Here is a 17513-nt window from a genome sequence, read left to right on the forward strand (position 1 = left end):
GGGACTGAAACTTTGTTTTTGTATTCATCTTTATTATATTTATCATAAACGGCTTTAGCTTTAGTAATTTCATCTTCAAATTTTGGCAGTTCTGTAGTTAGTTCATCAACTCCATCTTTTGAATTTAAATTGCTAATAGCGTCTCTTAATGCTGTAGTTGCACCATCAATTTCTTTTGCTATAGTATCATCTAATTTATTATTGATTTCATCTAATTTATCAGTTACTTCTTTTGCCTTATCTTCAGCTTTTTTAGCTGAATCAGCATCACCTTTTTCTTCAGCTTTTTGTTTTGCTTTTTCTAAGGCTTCTTTAGCTTTTTCTAAATTATCTTTAGCTTCATCTAATTTCGATTTATCAGTACCGGCTTCATCTGCTTTTTTAATAGCGTCTTCTGCTTTCTTTAAAGCATCATCCAATTTTTCTTTAACTTCTTTTTCATTATCTGCTTGTTTTTGTTTTAAGTCAGTTATAAATGCATCTATACCACTTAATTCATCTTTTAGATTATCTAAAGCTGTTTGAAGTTCACCAACAGCTTGGTTAATAGGTATATTATGTTCATCATATTTGCCTTGAGAAGTAGTTTTTTGGGCTTCTAAAGCAACAATAGCTTTTTTAAGTTCATCAATATTGTTAATATTATCAGTTGCTTTTTGTTTTGCAACTGCTAAATCAGTTTTAGCTTTTTCTAATTCAGTTTTAACTTTATTAATTCTATTAGTTTCAGCATTTAGTTTTTGGTTAACTTCATCTTTTTTAGATTTAACATCTTTTAATAAATCTTTAGCTTTATCAGTTTGAGTTTTGTATTTTTTAGGTTCAATTTCTTTAACTAAATCATCTAGTTTAGTTTCTAAGTCATCTAATTCTGTTAATGAAGTTTGTAAGTCAGTTGCTTTATTATTAGCAATAGCATTGTCAGCTTTTTGAATAGCTTCTTGAGTTTTTTGTTCTAGTTCTTTAACTTTGTTTTCAATTTCTTCTTTAGCTTGTTTAATTTGTTGTTTTTGAGTTGTAACTAAATTATTAGCATCATCATAAGCTGATTTGAAAGCATCATATTCATTTTTTGCATTTTTAGTTTTATCATCTTCTGGAATGTTAACTAGGTTTTGGACTTCATTTAATTTTAGTTCTAAATCATCTAGTGCTATTTGTCTATCATCTAAACCAACTGCCTTATTTAAGGCCTCAGTTAATTGTTTTAAAGCTTCTTTGGCAGTATTTAAGTTTTGTTTTAGTTGAGCAATTCTTTGTCTTTCTTGTTCTGCAGCTGTTTCTAGTGCTGATTTTTGATTTCTCGCTTCAGTTAGTTTATTTATAATATTGGTTTTTAAAGTGTCAGCTTCAGCTTTTGGTTCATCAAATTTAATTTCATCAAGTTTTTGTAGAAATTTTTCAATATCTGTTTTATTTTTTTCTAAAGCTGTTATTGATTTTTCTACTTCTGCTAAATTATCTTTGTTAGTATCATAGTGATTTGAGTTTTCTTCAAAAGATTTTTGAATATTTTTTAATTGTTGTTTAGCATCATTTCTTTCTTGATCAATTTGATTTTTGCGAGCTAAAATATCTGCTTGTTTTTGTTCAGCAGTTTTGATTTTATTTTCTAGTTCTTTAAACTCAGCTTTAAAATTATCTTTTTTAGGCTCTAGTTCATTTTTAGTATTATTTGCTGCTTCTAAAGCAGTTTTTATTTTGTTTAATGCGTCAGTTGCTTTAGCTAAATTATGTTTGTTTTCAGCTTTTAAAGCTTCGTTTACTTCACTTATGGCATCATCTAAACCTTGGATAGCATTAGTTATTTTTTGCTTATTACTTGCCAGATCCTCAGCTTCTTTAGCTTTTATTTTATTATCTAGAGCTTGTTTGGTCTGTTCAGCATCTTGTAGTTTTTGTTTTAAATCTTTAGCTTCTTCTTCTAAATTATTATTTTTAGCTTTTTGAATAGCTTCTTTAGCTTTTTCAATTGCTTTATTTAAAGGATTTTGAGCTGCTTTAAGTTTATCTAAATCTTCACCTTTTAAGGCTTCTTTAGCAGCTTCATTAGCTTTATCTAGTTCTGTAGTAGCATTAAGGATTTCAGTTTTAATTTCTTGTTCTTTATTTTCAATTTTTTCAATTGCTTCAGCTGCTTTATTTAAAGCTTCTTTAGCAGCTTCAATTTTATCTTTTAAGGTTTTATTATCATCATTAAGTTTAGGTTCATCTTTATTTTTATCATATAGTTCTTGAGCATTTTTAATTTCTTGTTCAAGAGAATTTTTAGCATTAACTATATCTGATTTATTAGAAGAATTTAAAACACCTTCAACGTCTTTGGTTTTTTGTTCTAGATCTTCAATTTGCTTTTTAATTTTAGCTTTTTCAGCGGCAATTTGTTGTTCTTTAAGTTCAACTGCTGCTTTTCTATTCTCAATTAGAGTGCTTTTAGCATTAATTTCAGCAATTTTATCTGTAATTTTTTTAGTACTTGCAACATCGCCTGCTTCTTCTGTTTCTTTTTTGGCGTCTTCTAATTTTGTTTTAGCGCCTGCTAATTTTCCAAGAATTTCAGTTAATTTTGCTTTATCTTCACTATTTTTATTATTTTCAGCTTCTTCTAAAGCATTATCTGCTTGCTGAAGGGCTTCTTTAACAATTCGGTCTAGTGCATCTTTGGCATCTTTTAGTGCTTGTAATCTAGTTTTAGATTCAGTTTGCTCTTTTATAGCTGCTTTTAGAGCATCTTTGAATGTATCAAATTCAACTTCAAATGAATCTTTAGATTTATCACTTGAAAGAGTAGTTTCTAGCTCTTTTGAAGTTGTAATTAAAGCACCTAAAGCTGCTAGTTTAGATTCTAATGATGGAATATCAGAAGCATCTTTAGTTTCTTTTGCAAGTTTATTAAGACTAGTAGTTTTTGAACTTAAATCATCTTTAATAGCTTTAATTCTATCTTGTTCTTCTTGTAGCTTTTGGCTTATAGCTTCTAGAACTTTTTTAGCTTCTTTTACTTCTAGTTCTAATTTTAGTTTTAAGTCATCTAATTTAGCTTTAGCTAGTTTTTTATCTAATTCAACAGCTTTGGCTAAAACTTCATCTAACTTAGCTTTAGCTAAAGTTAGCTCGCTTAAAGAATTAGCTTTATTAGCTAATTGAATTACTTCCTTGATTTCTTTAATTAAACTTTCGACTTCTGTAGCTAATTGTTGTGCTTCTAGTTCTTTGACTTGTTTTTTACCATCTAATTTATTTTTTTGCGCTTCTAATTTAGCTAAAGATTCATCAATAGATTTTTTAATGTCAGTCAAGTTAAGTTCATTTGCGCGTTTTGAATTTTCTTTTCCAGGAGTTGCTAGACTTTCAATTTCTTCAAGAGCTTTTTTAAGTTCATCTAAAGAATCAGCAGCATCTGTTTCTGTAATTAAAGTGTCTACTTGTTGTTTAAATCTATCAGCAAACTCTTTTAAGGCTTCTTTTTCTTGTTCAAGTGTTTGAGCTTTAAGCTTATCTTCCAGTTTTTTAATAGTTTTATTAGCTTTATCGATAGCTTGTTTTAGTTCATTAGCTTCACTAAAAGCACCAAAATCTTTTAATTTTGGTTCTAATTTTTGTGATATATCTACTAATGATTTAAGTTCTTTAATTAGACTTTCAAATTCTGCTTTGGTGTTAGCTTTAGAAGCTTTTTCAACTGCCTTATTAATTTTTTCAATTAAAGCTTTGGCTTCTTTTTTGATTTTTTCTAGATCTTTAATTTTATCTTTTTGCTTTTCTTTAGCAGCTGCTAAAGCATCTTTAGCTTCTTTAACAATTCCTTTAAGTAAATCTTTATCTTTTTGAAGTTCAACTTTTTTAGTGTCACTTTTTAAAGTCTTAATGCTTCTATCTAAAATCAGATCTAATTCTTCGCCAATTGCAATGTGCTTTTCTAGTTTTTTAATTTGATCTTCTAAATCTTCTAAACTTAAATTCTTATTGACGTTAGTAATACCAGTTTTTAGAGCTTTAACCAACTTTTGGATATAATCTCTAAGTTTTTTGTATTGTTCATCAACGTTAGCATCTCAAGTACTAGCTTCGCCATGTTCTTGATCTTTAATGTCAACAATAACATCTGGCTTGTCTTTATTATAGATGCTAGGTTTAGATTTTTTGCCATACTTAGCATATATAATACCAGCTACAGCTGCAGAAACAACTAGCACACTGGCTGTTGCTCCTACAATAATAGCTGTTTTCTTTTTCTTAATTGAGTTATTCATAAAACCTCTTTTTTGTTGTGTTTAAAATAATGCCTAATTATACCCAATTTCATATATATATATATATATATATATATATATATTGGTATTTTTAGAGGTTTTTTGGCGATTTTAGGGCACTTTTGGGCCTAAAATGTAAAAAAATGCTGAAAATTAGAAAAGCTAAATTTCACAAAAAAACAAAAAAATATGCAAATTTATAGCATTTTTGCATACTTTGTTCATACATTTGAATTTCATCTAAAGTAATAAAGAAGTGTTCGAAATAAAGGATCTGCTAAAGATATTAAGCCTAAGAAAATAATAAATAAACCATCGCTTAATAAAGGTGATTTAAACAGTATTAGTACATATACTAGCGATATTTGAAGTCCAATCATTGTTAATAATGAAACAAGGTTTGGCATTCAAACATCACCCGATCCTCATAAAGCTCTTAACAGAGTTAAAGGTCCTACATCTAATATTGATTTAGCCATAAAAATAGCCATTAAAAAATAACAATATTTATTAATTAGTTCTTTATCAATTGAATATATGCTAAATAATGGACTTGTAAGACTAATTCCAATTATTGAAAATATTAATTGTGAAATTAAACCCATCTTAAAACTTAATATTCCAAATTCTTTGGCTCGATTGATGTTTTTGCTTCCAATTTCTGTAGCAACTACCGAAGAAGTGACATAAGCCAAAGCTAATAAATAAGCTGTAAAAATATCATATAGTGCATTTGTAGCTCGTCAAAGCCCAATAAATTTATCACTTAAATTAGCATCAGGTATAGCTTTTGAAAGTAAATATTGTGATACAAACCATATACCCGTTTCCAAAGCAATTGGAACCCCTAATTTAAAAATTTCTTTTATATAAACGCTATTTCATGTTTGTTTGATACGAATAGTCATTTTCTTAAATATAAATTTTTTAACCAAAATATAAGAAATCACAATATTAATTATTGCTCCTAAAATTGTTTCCAACGAAGCTAAAGTAGCATTTTTAGCAACAAATAAAATACAAAAAACTCATACTAATCTAAATAAAGAGGCTGATATAACACCTATTATTGCAAGCTTATTTTTCTTAACTGCTTGCAATAAGGAATTCAAAATAAAAGCAACTGATACAAAAAATACATCAAGACAAGAAATTCTTAAAAACTGTGTAGCAAATTTGTTTTCATTCATAACTTCAACATAAACATTAGTGTTTTGAAAAACTTTAGACCCTTCTATACCACCCTTAAATACATAATGATTTAAGGGAAGATTTGAAAAATCACTAATGTTAGCCAATTTTAAATTTTGCTTAAATTTATTTAAATCCTCAATTGTTTTTCAACTTAATAATCGTTCATTTTTAGCTCCTGCAAATTCAAGCAGTTTTGAAGCGCTAAAAAATATAATCAAATAAATAATTGAATTTAAAATTAATGAAATATAAAAAGCAGATCACATTAATTTAAGCATTTCTTTTTGTTTATTTTGTCCATATAAATTAGAACCAATTACCAAAACTCCTAGTTGATAAATTAATGGCAAGAAAGTTATGATTTTATAAACAACAAAAATCTTGGAAAATAAATAAAAATAATAACCATTATATGAGCCATCAAAGTGATAAACCCGGTTATAAAGCGTTGTAGCTAATGAACCTACAATACCCACAATAGCAAAGAAAAACATTTGAATAAAAATAGGAAAAGAAAGTTTAAGAATATACTTAAACTCAGTCTTTCATTCAAAAGTTTTATTTATTGTACTATTTGAAATTTCTTTTTCCATAATTTGATAAATTTATTAATTTAAATAATCTTAATATAAAATTATAAACATAATTAAACAAGTTTTATTTTTAAGGAGATAATATGGGTTTTTGAGCAAATTTAAAAGAAAAACTTTTTGGTACTAAAGAAGAAAGAATTGCAAAAAAACAAGCAAAAATTGAAGCTAAAGAAAAAAAACAATTAGAAAAAGAATTAAATAAAAAGAAAAAGCTTGATAGCTATGTAGCAGGGCTATCAAAATCTAATTCATCTTTTGCCGAAAGTATTAAGCAACTTCAAAATCAATATAATAAAATTGATGAAGACTTTTTTGATGATCTAGAAGAAATATTAATAATGTCTGACATTTCAATCAAATTAGTTCAAATAATTATTGAAGAATGTAAAAAAGAAGTCAGAAATGAAAATATTGAAGATCCTAAACTTATAAGTGAAATAATTGCAGATAAACTATTTACAATCTATACTTCAAATGATATACTGAACACACAATTAAATATTGAACCCAATCGACTAAATGTAATTTTAGTAGTTGGTGTTAATGGTTCAGGGAAAACAACTTCAATTTCAAAAATTGCTCACAAATTAATTAATGATAATAAAAAAGTTTTAATAGCAGCTGGAGATACTTTTAGAGCTGCAGCAGTTGCCCAATTAGAAATATGAGCTAAAAAAGTAAATGCAGATATTGTTAAACCCTTAGAAAATGAAACAGACCCTGCAGCTGTGGTTTATAGAGCAATTGAAAAAGCTCAAAATGAAAATTATGATGTCTTAATTATTGATACAGCAGGAAGACTGCAAAACAAAGTTAATTTAATGAATGAGTTAGCCAAAATTAACAAAGTTCTAGAATCTAAAATTGAAGGTGCTCCTCATGAAAGTTTATTAGTATTAGATGCCACAACAGGTCAAAATGGTGTTTCACAAGCCAAAGCTTTTGGTGAAATAATGAATTTAACAGGAATTGTTTTAACCAAAATGGACGGAACCTCAAAAGGTGGAATAGTTTTAACTATTAAAGATGAAATCAATTTATCCGTTAAACTAATTGGTTTGGGCGAAAAAATAGAAGACCTTGTTGAATTTGATTTGGAATCATATATATATGGATTAATGAAAGGTATAGCAGATTAATGATAGATATAGATGAAAGAAACAAAATAATTGAGTTATATGAAAAATATGGTAACCTTTTAGCACAATCGCAAAAACAAGCTTTATATTTACATTTAATCGAAGATCTATCATTTGCAGAAATAGGAGTTGAACTAGCAATGACTAGATCAGGAGCTTATGATGCAGTTAAAAAAGCAAAACTAAAACTTATTGAATTTGCTAAAAAAATAGAAACAGAATAAATGCTTTAAAAATTTTGTTTAAAAATTCAAAAAAATGATAATATTTTATTCCTCAAAATTTTTGCCTGCTAATAATCTATTTAGTGCAAAATAATGTCTTTTTTTAAAGTTTTTATTATAGTTTTTAAAACTTTAGATTTACTCATCTAAGACCACAATTATTCGGTCTTATTTTTTATTTTATTTATAAAATAAAAGGTTAGGTTTAAAAAAATTATTAAAAATCTTTTTAAAAAAACAGTTTTTATTTTAATATAGAAAAAGGAGGAGAAAACAATAAATGAAAAAATCAACTAAATCTAAATTATTATTTACGGTTTTACCAGCAGCTACTGGATTAGTGGTTCCAGCAGCTTTATTATCAGCTGGATGTGAAGATCCAAAATTAAAAGAAGAACTTAAAAAGAAACAGGAAGAGCTTAACGCAAAACAAGCTGAACTGGAATCTAAGAACAAAGAAATCCAAGAAAAAGATAAATTAATTTCTCAAAAAGATAAAGAACTTGAAAAAAATAGAAAAGAAATTAAAGAAATCGAAGACATTATAAAAGAATTAGACGGTGCTGCACCTCAAAACGATAACAAAAAAGAAATCGAAGAAAAAAGCGTTAGTTTTAAGAACTACAACGATGAATATACAATTGCTGAAAAAAATGTTAAGGCATATAATGTTAAAAATCAAAGTGAAGTTACATACGTTGATGTAGATGAATTTTTAAAAGCACTAGATGGATATATCGACAATTCTAAGATAACTACTGCAATTGATGAAACCAGAAATAGAAAAGTATATCAAGTTGTTATTGGTGGAGAATTAGCTGCTCAATTAGAAATTAACTGAGAAAAAAATACTATACATACACCAAGCACAGGATTTTTCTATCTTATTCTTAAACCTCAAGAAAAAACCGATAGTGGTCAATTTTTAAAAAATGAATATGAAGAAAAACCAGAAGATGACAAGGGTGTTCTATTTGATTTAAACAAATATAAATTTGACATTCTATATAAAGACGGCAAAGTTTTATTACCATATACCATTTTTAATACTTTATTTATGTCACAAGCATTTACAAACTTGTACTACAATGGTGTAACATTCACCAATATTTTTGCCGGTATGGATTCATTTGGCAAAACAGAAGATGAAGCTAGAAAAAGAATTAGAGAAGTGGCAACTCTAAATGGTAAGCAACCAACTGCTAAAGAAAGAGAAGTAAACTACAATCACCTATTATTTACAATGGATTACTTCTATGGTCTAAAATACCACAAACAAATTAAATCATTTGAAGAATATATAGGTAAAGATGAAAAAGCTAAATTATTATCTACTGATCCTCAAGTATATAACCAAGCTTACATTAATTTATTCCACAAAAAATTAAATGAATTACATACAAGAATGAATTCATTTTCATATTACGAAGCAAATCCAACCGAAGCTTTAAGAGATAAACTAAAAAGTCCAGATGACTACGGTGAATACCGTGAAAGATTCTATAAAAATAGAGAAATGCTAACCAAAAAATTTGAAACTAAATTTGGTAAAAAAATTAGTGACTTTGGAGCAGATGATTACATTAGATTCCATGGTAACACAGCATTTGTAACTCTATTACGTTTCGAAGATGGAACCAAAGACCAAATTAAAGGTCCAGATGCTTGAAAACATGACACATATTTCTTAATGAGACACTTAATGAACCAACTAAAAGCTAAACCAGAAATTAAGAACATAGTTCTAGATTTAGCTATTAATGGTGGTGGCAGTGTTCAATCAATGGTTAGAACATTAGGATTTATGACAGATAAACCAGTTTTAAACCGTGAATATGATGTTTTAAACAGAATTGGTTATTTAACTAAATCACAAGTTGATACAGACGGTGATGGAAAATACGAAAACGATGCTTATGAAAACTATAATTGACATCTTTTAGTAAGTTTAAACACATTTAGTGCTGCTAACCAATTAACAAGTATTGTTAAAGAAATGGGTATTGCAAAAATCATTGGTAAAACAACCGGTGGTGGTATGTCTGCTATTATGCCAATTGTACTAGCCGATGGTACAACAATAACAATTTCTTCACCAAACAATGCAGTATTTGGTCCTAAAAACGAATCAATTGAAGATGGTGTTAGACCAGATGTAGAATTAGAATATGATAAATTCTACGATGATGATGCAATTGACAAAATTATTAAAGGCTAAAAATTTAGTTTAAAAAATGACGGACGAGTGTCTGTCATTTTCATTTAAAGTGACTATTTATCTTTATAATCAAAGAAAAAATTTAATAAAGCATCATATCTTGTTCAATGGTGCTCGTGAAATTCAGGAGTTTTAATACCCATCATTTCTTTTTCTTTTGTTCATCATCCATCAGTTTTAATAAAACGCTTATCATATTCCATAGATAATAATACACTTGGTTTATGTTTATTAAAAAACTCTATTTGCTTACCGGTTGAACAATCAACAAAGCTTAATTTAACTTCTTTTAAAATGCTAAGGTTTGAAGGATTCATAAATATATCTTTATAAAAAAGAGGATTCATGTTTTGTCTGTGATTAAAAATACTTAGTGTTATATATGCCTGAGTGTCTTTAACAAAATGATTTATAGCTCCTATTAATAATATGTTCGATTGTGTACCATTATTCATGGTAACACCAATTTCTATAAGTGACACAGTTGAGTTCAAAGATTGTAACTGAGACATTTCATCATGATTACACTTGTATACAAATGTGTAATCATAAATTGTTTCTAAGTTTCTAGATTCTTCTAGAATTTCTTTGAATCATGTATATTTTTTTTCAACATAATCGCTGCTTGGTTTGAAGTCATCATTAATTATCTTGTAATTTTCAATTTGAATGTTAGTGTACACGTATACATTTTCAACTATTTGATTGTCATCATTAGAAAGTACATTAGCTAAAAAACGTTCATATAAAGGTAGATTATAAAATCTGTCAACTAGAAATAGTTGGTCTTTTGAAATTTCAAATAATGTTCCTTTCAATGAACATTGTTTATCTTTTTTAATAAATAGATAATGTTGGTCATTACTTATGCATTTTACAAAACCATTTAGAGTTGCTTTTTTATTAATTACATTAGAGCCAAACATTTTATTAAAGAATTCAGGATATTCAATTAAGTCATAAGCAAAAAAATAAAACTTTTCTTGTTCTTGATTGTTTTCAAAATTTTGTGGTTTCATAAATACAATTTTAATACATAAACACAGTTTAATTTTTGAATTGTGCTTTTAGCAATAAGCAATTGCAGAATATCGTTTTATTTTTAATTCTTAAAATAAAAAACCGAATTATATATAATTTTATAAGACTTATATTATTGAGGAGTTTAAATAAAATGAGTTATAAGTATAAAAGAGTGCTAATCAAGTTGTCTGGTGAAGGTTTAGCAAATAAGCAAAAACACCTGGCAATTGATTATGAACTAGTTGATAAATTTGCAAAGCAATTGCAAATAATCATTAAGAATAATGTTGAAGTTGCAATTGTTGTCGGCGGAGGTAATTTCTGGCGAGGCACAAGTGCTGCTAAAAATGGTATCCAAAGAGTAAGAGCAGATTACATTGGAATGCTAGCTACAACAATGAATGCTTTGGCATTACAATCAGGATTTGAACACAATGGACTAAATTCTAGAGTGCTCTCATCTTTAACAATGGACCCAAAGGTTTGTGAAGTTTATATTAATGAAAAAGCTAAGAAATACTTAAAAGCAGGGGAAGTAGTAATTTTTGCTGGTGGTACTGGTAGGCCATTCTTTACAACTGATACCGCTTCAACACTATATGCTTCAGAAATAGAAGCTGATGCAATTTTAATGGGCAAAAATAATATTGATGGCGTATATGATTCAGATCCTAAATTTAATAAGAAAGCTAAAAAATTTGATGTTTTAACATATGATGAACTTCTGGAAAAAGATTTAAAAGTTATGGATCAAACTGCAGCTTCAATGGCAAAAGATAACAATATTGATATTATTATTTTTGATATCAATGAAACTAATGCTTTATTAAGAGCTATTGAAAATAAAATACCTAATACAATAATTACAAAACAAAAGAAATAAGGAAATATTATGGAATTAAGTTTCTATCTTGAAGAACTAAAAAAACAAGCTGAAAAAGCGATTGAAAATTATGAAAATCAAACTTTAAAATTAGCAGTTGGTCGAGCAAACCCTGCTTTAATTAATAAGATTAAAATTAATTACTATGAGTCTTGAATGAACCTAGATGAACTAGCTTCTATAAGTTCACAAAGCGCATTAGAGTTATTGGTTAAACCATATGATATGGCAATTTTAAAAATAGTAGAAAAAGCTATTACTGACCAAAAACTAAATATTAATATTGTTAATCAAGGCCACCAACTTAGATTAATATATCCTCCAATTACAACTGAAAAACGTTTAGAAATGACAAAACAACTAAACCAAATTACTGAACAAGCAAAAATTGCTATTAGACAAACACGTCAGGATTTAAATAAGCAAATCAAAGCTGATGGCAGTCTTTCAGAAGATTTAGAAAAAAACTATTTAGATCAAATTCAAAAAGAAATTGATAAATCAATAGCAAAAATTGAATCAATTTCTGCTGAAAAACAAAAGGAATTAATGACAGTTTAAAATAGCAGTTTTGCTATTTTTTATTATGCTTTTTTGGACATAAAAATAATTTTTTATATATATTTAAATACTGTCAAAAGGTATATATAATATTTAATATGAAAAACATAAGAGTGAGAATTAAATCAGCAATAATATTATTTTCAATAATAATACCATTCTTTTTTATTACTTATTTTGCTAAACTACCTGGCAAAATTATTGGTTTATCGTTTTTTGCTGTTTTAGCAGCTTGAGCGACTTATGAAGTGTTAAGTCATAGTGTGCTAAAACGTTGAGAAAACATTTTAATAACACTACTTACTACTCTAATTTGAGCAATGCCCTTAGATTGATATAATGCTAATGATTCCAACAATATTTTTATAAATAAATCTGCAACAGGGTTTGATATTAATGAATTATTAATTCAACTGAAACATGCAGTGTTTTTTGGAAATGATACTTTGACTAGTTTTAGAACATTGCAAATATTGATAATAAGCACTGTGATAAGCCTTATATATTTAATTAATTTATTTACAATCAAAGAAGCTAAATATAAAGCAAAAAAAATTGCCGTCTCTTTTTTTGTAGCACTATTTGCCACAATTTTTATTCCATTAGCATTTAAAACCTTGTTTATTTACAATTGAGCTAGTTTGTATTATGTTTTTGCTATTGCAATTATTCCAATTGTAACTGATACAATGGCCTATGTAGGAGGCTCACTTTTAGGTAAAAAAATTATTAAGGTTGGTATGGCACCTAGAATTAGTCCTAAAAAATCATGAGAGGGTACATTTATAGGCTTTTTATTTGGAGCTTTATTTGTATTTATTGTGATGTATTTAGGCAAAATGACTAACAATAAAACATTTACAATTTTTACAAACTGAAAACAATTAGTTGTGGGAATATTTGTTTTACCTATTATTTCTATTTTAGGTGATTTATTATTTTCATTAATTAAAAGATTATATGACATAAAAGACTTTTCAAATCTAATACCAGGACATGGCGGATTTATGGATAGATTTGATTCACTTACATGTGTAATTATGGCAACATCAGCAATACTATTAATAAACTAAGAGGAAACATATGCGACAAAAAGATATTGGATTTTTAAACTTATGCAAGGAAATAAAATTTGAGCCTAATGAAAGCTTTAATGGTGTTTTTATATCGGAAGTAACTCCTAATCCAAGCAGTCTAAATAACTGATCTTTTGAATTTCAATTCGATGAATTAATCAATATTAAAGACTATAAGAATTTTATTAAAGCCTTAGACAATAGATTTCCGCAATCTAAAATAAGTTTAAAAATTCAAAATGTTGTTTTGGATAAACAAACTATATGTGATTATCTAGCTTATGTTATATCCAAAAAGAATAACCCCTTAAAAGAGTTTAATAGTTTTATTTCAGCTAAAAACGTTGAATTAAGTGACACACATATTTCTTTTATTTTACCAACTAAATCCACTTATGATTTATTTAAAAATAATGATGCATTAATAAAAGAATCAATTGCAAAAATTGGTTATGATTTTTTAGCACCAGTTTATAAACTACGTGAAGCATCAGAAGAAAATAGAAATATACTAAATAAACTTATTAGTTCAGTTTCAGAAATTAAAAAGAATGCCAATAGTAAAGAGCTTGAAAATAGTTCTTCTTTTGAATTTAAAAAAAGACGTAACTATACCTCAAAACAAAAGGCAATTGAAATGGACATTGCAACAGCTATAAATACATTTGAACAAATTAAAGTTTTAATAAAAGGTGAAATATATTTTATTGAATATAAATCAACCAAAAATAAAAAACGTATAGTAACACTAAAGGTATCTGATTACAAAGAAGCAATTACCGTTAAATGTTTTCAAAATAATGATGATGAAAAATTAGATTTACAAATAGGGGACACCATTTATATTGAAGGTACTCTATCAGATGATATATACACAAAAGCTAAATACATAAGTGTTTCAGGTAAAAATTGATATCAAATTACTGAATCATTTGTTAAATTGCCTGAGGATAATGAACCTGAAAAAAGAATTGATTTAGCAATTAGAACTAATATGAGTGCACAAGATGGTATGTCTTCAGCAGAAGAATATATTAAAGTTTTAAAACACTATGGACATGAAGCTGTTGCAATCACTGATTTAGATAATGTTCAAAGTTTTCCATTTTTTTATAATACTCTAAAAAAAGATCCAAGTATTAAACCTATTTTTGGACTAACAGTTTCAACAATTTCAAACAAAAATACAATTTTTATTAATTATAAAAAACCGTTTGATTTAAAATCCGCAGAATATGTAGTATTTGACTTAGAAACAACAGGTTTATCACCAAGATTTGAAGATATTATTGAATTTGGAGCTTCAATTATAAAAAACGGAATTCAAGTTGAAAAAATACAGTTCTTTTTACAAACACCTAAAAAATTAAATGAAAAAATTAAATCACTTACAAACATAAGTGACGACATGCTAATTACAGGTTTGAGCCAAGAAGAAGGCTTAAGAAAAATTTATGAAATTTTAAAAAATAGAATAGCAGTAGCTCACAATGCTTCTTTTGATATGGGCTTTTGTTTACAAAAATTTAAGGAAAGAAATTGAGATACCAGTGACTTAATGTGTATAGACACTTTAAGAGTGTCATATTTTCTTGACACTGAAGAAAGAATTCATCGTCTAGAAAAAGTATGTAAAAGACATAATGTTGCTTATGATGTTAGTGTTGCTCACCGCGCTGATTATGATGCTAATGTTTTAGCACAAGTATGACAAAAAATGATTAGTCGTTTAGCGCAAGAACATAATATTCTTACATCTGAACAAATAAATAATACTGATCCAAAATTATGAAGTAAACGCCGAAGGTCTGCACTAATTAGAATACTAGCCAAAAACCAACAAGGTCTAAAAGAAATGTTTAAGATTTTATCTAATTCTTTAACTGATGATTATGCTAATGGTCCAAAATTTTTTATTGAAAATAAAAATCAATACAAAAACTTATTTTTTGGCTCAGCGACACATCAATCAAGACTTTGAGAAAAAGTTTTATTTGGCACTGATGATGAAATAGAGGAAGAAATAAAAAATTATGATTATATAGAACTTCCGCCTATAGGTAGTTTTGTATATGAAGTCAAAGATCAGGAAATCACTTGAGAACAACTTCAAGAAGCATACAAAGATTTAATTAAAAAAGCTTCAAAACAAAATAAGCCATGTGTAGCAACATCGGATGCTAGATATGTTTATGATTATCAAAAGTTGTTTCATGCTATATACATTAATGCTCCTGCTTTAGGTGGAGGAATGCACTGACTTAAAAACAGATCTCAACCAGATTTTAGATATTTAACCACAAGACAAATGTTAGATGAGTTTCTATTTTTAGGTGACGAGAAAATAATCAAAGATATTGTAATTAATAATCCTAAAGCCATAGCAGCACAGATTGAGCCAATCCAAGTAATTAAAGATAAATTATATGTTCCAACCTTTGATGATTCACCAAAGAAACTAAGGAACTTAGTTTATGAAAATCTTAAGATTAAATATGGTGATAATGTTGATTCAAGTATTATTGAACGCGTTGAAAAAGAACTAAATCCTATTATTAAATATGGTTATTCAGTTATTTATTGGATTAGCCATAAACTAGTTAAGAGATCTAATGAAGACGGTTATTTAGTAGGTAGCCGGGGCTCAGTAGGTTCTTCTATAGTTGCTAATTTAGCAGGAATATCTGAAGTTAATCCGTTGGCACCTCATTATTTATGTTCTAAGTGTAAATATTTTGAATGATCTAAAAACTCTAATGTTTATTCAGGATGAGACCTAGAAGACAAAGAATGTCCAAAGTGTAATACTCTATTATCAAAAGATGGACACAATATCCCTTTTGAAACTTTTTTAGGTTTTGAAGCTAATAAGGTGCCAGATATAGACTTAAATTTCAGTGGTAATTACCAACCCACAATTCATAATTTAGTTAAAGAACTATTTGGAGAAGATCATACTTTTAGAGCGGGAACTATTTCGAAAATAGCTACTAAAACAGCATATGGTTTTTGTGAAAAGTATATGCATGAAGTTAGAGCAGGAGAAGAGCCTTGATCCAGAATGTTTTTAGATTTTTTAGCATGCAAATCAGAAGGTGTTAAAAGAACTACAGGACAACACCCTGGAGGAATTATAATTATTCCTAAGGAATTTGATGTAGAAGATTTTAGTCCCGTTAATTATCCTGCCAATGATATTAGTAGTCCTTGAAAAACGACGCACTTTAACTTTGAATCTATTCATGACAATGTTTTAAAATTGGATCTATTAGGTCACGATGATCCAACCACAATTAAAATGCTAGAAGATTTGACTAATACAAAAGTTGAGAACATTCCAAAATCAGATCCTGAAGTTATGAAACTATTTTATACAACAGAATCATTAGGTATAAAACCCGATTCTATCGATGGAGAAACTACAGGGGCATATGGTTTACCAGAGTTTGGTACAAACTTCGTTAGAGGCATGTTAAAAGAAGCGCAGCCGCGAACTTTTAATGACTTGATACTCTTGAGTGGTCTAAGTCATGGAACTGACGTGTGGGCAGGAAATGCTCAAGAATTAGTTAAAGAAGGTTTAAGACTAAAAGATTGTGTTTGTTGTCGTGATGACATTATGCAAAACTTAATTGAGAAAGACATCGACCCTTTAATTGCTTTTGAAATAATGGAAAGAGTTCGTAAAGGTCGAAGTTTAAGTGAACAACAAGAAAAGTTGTTAGTTGAAAACAAAATACCAGCTTGATATATTGACTCATTGAAAAAAATTAAATATATGTTTCCTAAGGCTCATGCTACTGCTTATGTAATTATGGCATGAAGAATTGCTTGATATAAACTTTATTATCCCCTTGAATTTTATGCAGCTTATTATAGTATAAGGCCTGATGCTATTGATATATCTACTATGTCAGCAGGATATAATCAAATACATAATCTATTAGAAGAATATAAAAGACGTAAAAATGACCGTTCAAATCCTCTAAGTACAAAGCAATCTTCGCTTATTGGAACTTTTGAAATTACCAAAGAGTTATATGCAAGAGGTTTTAAAATTCAAAATATATCTTTAAAAAGATCATTAGCTAGTGATTGAATAATCGATAAAAAAACAAAATCTTTAATTCCTCCATTTATAGTTATAGACGGATTAGGAGATACTGTTGCTGAAGCAATAGTAAAAGCTCGAAATGATTATTATTTCCTTTCAATTCAAGATCTAATTGAACGAGGTAAAGTAAATTCTAAAATATGTACTGAAATGAAGAAATTAGGTATATTAAATGAATTAAGTGAAACAAATCAAGTGGAGTTATTTTAGATAAAAAAATATAAATTTAAATGCC

At 27.7% G+C, this 17513-nt stretch carries 10 protein-coding genes; 7 read left to right on the forward strand and 3 right to left on the reverse strand.

What is annotated here, in order from left to right; translation table 4 throughout:
- Positions 1–4253, reverse strand: a 4253-nt coding sequence (locus tag JXZ91_RS02315) for a coiled-coil domain-containing protein (RefSeq protein ID WP_205851404.1), incomplete at its 3' end; no start/stop codon positions are given.
- Positions 4254–4450: 197 nt separating this feature from the next.
- Positions 4451–6040, reverse strand: coding sequence for an MATE family efflux transporter (locus JXZ91_RS03700; protein WP_205851405.1), 1590 nt, complete (start codon positions 6038–6040; stop codon positions 4451–4453).
- Positions 6041–6123: 83 nt separating this feature from the next.
- Between JXZ91_RS03700 and ftsY the strand changes: the two genes are divergently transcribed.
- From ftsY to JXZ91_RS03705, 3 genes are all read left to right on the forward strand, one after another.
- On the forward strand, positions 6124–7179 hold the full coding sequence (ftsY, locus tag JXZ91_RS02325) for a signal recognition particle-docking protein FtsY (protein ID WP_205851406.1): 1056 nt from the start codon (positions 6124–6126) through the stop codon (positions 7177–7179).
- Positions 7179–7403 (forward strand): hypothetical protein, encoded by a 225-nt coding sequence (locus JXZ91_RS02330; RefSeq protein WP_205851407.1) that lies wholly within the window; start codon positions 7179–7181, stop codon positions 7401–7403. The genes ftsY and JXZ91_RS02330 overlap by 1 nt, the downstream gene beginning before the upstream one ends.
- A 280-nt stretch (positions 7404–7683) precedes the next feature.
- The gene (locus tag JXZ91_RS03705; RefSeq protein WP_205851408.1) at positions 7684–9621 is read left to right on the forward strand and encodes a S41 family peptidase; all 1938 of its coding nucleotides are present in this window, start codon (positions 7684–7686) and stop codon (positions 9619–9621) included.
- 53 nt (positions 9622–9674) lie between these two features.
- On the opposite strand, the gene JXZ91_RS02340 is transcribed toward JXZ91_RS03705, so the two are convergent.
- Positions 9675–10640 carry a hypothetical protein gene (locus tag JXZ91_RS02340; protein WP_205851409.1) on the reverse strand — a complete coding sequence of 322 codons (966 nt, stop codon included), beginning with the start codon at positions 10638–10640 and terminating at the stop codon, positions 9675–9677.
- Between the two features lie 155 nt (positions 10641–10795).
- Here JXZ91_RS02340 and pyrH point away from each other — a divergent pair, with 155 nt between their 5' ends.
- The 4 genes from pyrH (at position 10796) to JXZ91_RS02360 (ending at position 17488) form a co-directional block, all read left to right on the forward strand.
- A complete protein-coding gene (gene pyrH / locus JXZ91_RS02345) occupies positions 10796–11527 on the forward strand; it encodes a UMP kinase (RefSeq protein ID WP_205851410.1) in 732 nt (243 codons plus the stop codon).
- 9 nt (positions 11528–11536) lie between these two features.
- A complete protein-coding gene (locus tag JXZ91_RS02350; protein WP_205851411.1) occupies positions 11537–12088 on the forward strand; it encodes a ribosome-recycling factor in 552 nt (183 codons plus the stop codon).
- Between the two features lie 98 nt (positions 12089–12186).
- The gene (locus JXZ91_RS03710; RefSeq protein ID WP_205851412.1) at positions 12187–13161 is read left to right on the forward strand and encodes a phosphatidate cytidylyltransferase; all 975 of its coding nucleotides are present in this window, start codon (positions 12187–12189) and stop codon (positions 13159–13161) included.
- Between the two features lie 10 nt (positions 13162–13171).
- Complete coding sequence (locus tag JXZ91_RS02360) at positions 13172–17488, forward strand: PolC-type DNA polymerase III (RefSeq protein WP_205851413.1); 4317 nt, start codon at positions 13172–13174, stop codon at positions 17486–17488.
- The last annotated feature ends 25 nt before the right edge of the window (positions 17489–17513 follow it).

The sequence above is a fragment of the Mycoplasma enhydrae genome (genome assembly GCF_017116825.1).
Classification (GTDB): Bacteria; Bacillota_I; Bacilli_A; order Mycoplasmatales; family Metamycoplasmataceae; genus Metamycoplasma; species Metamycoplasma enhydrae.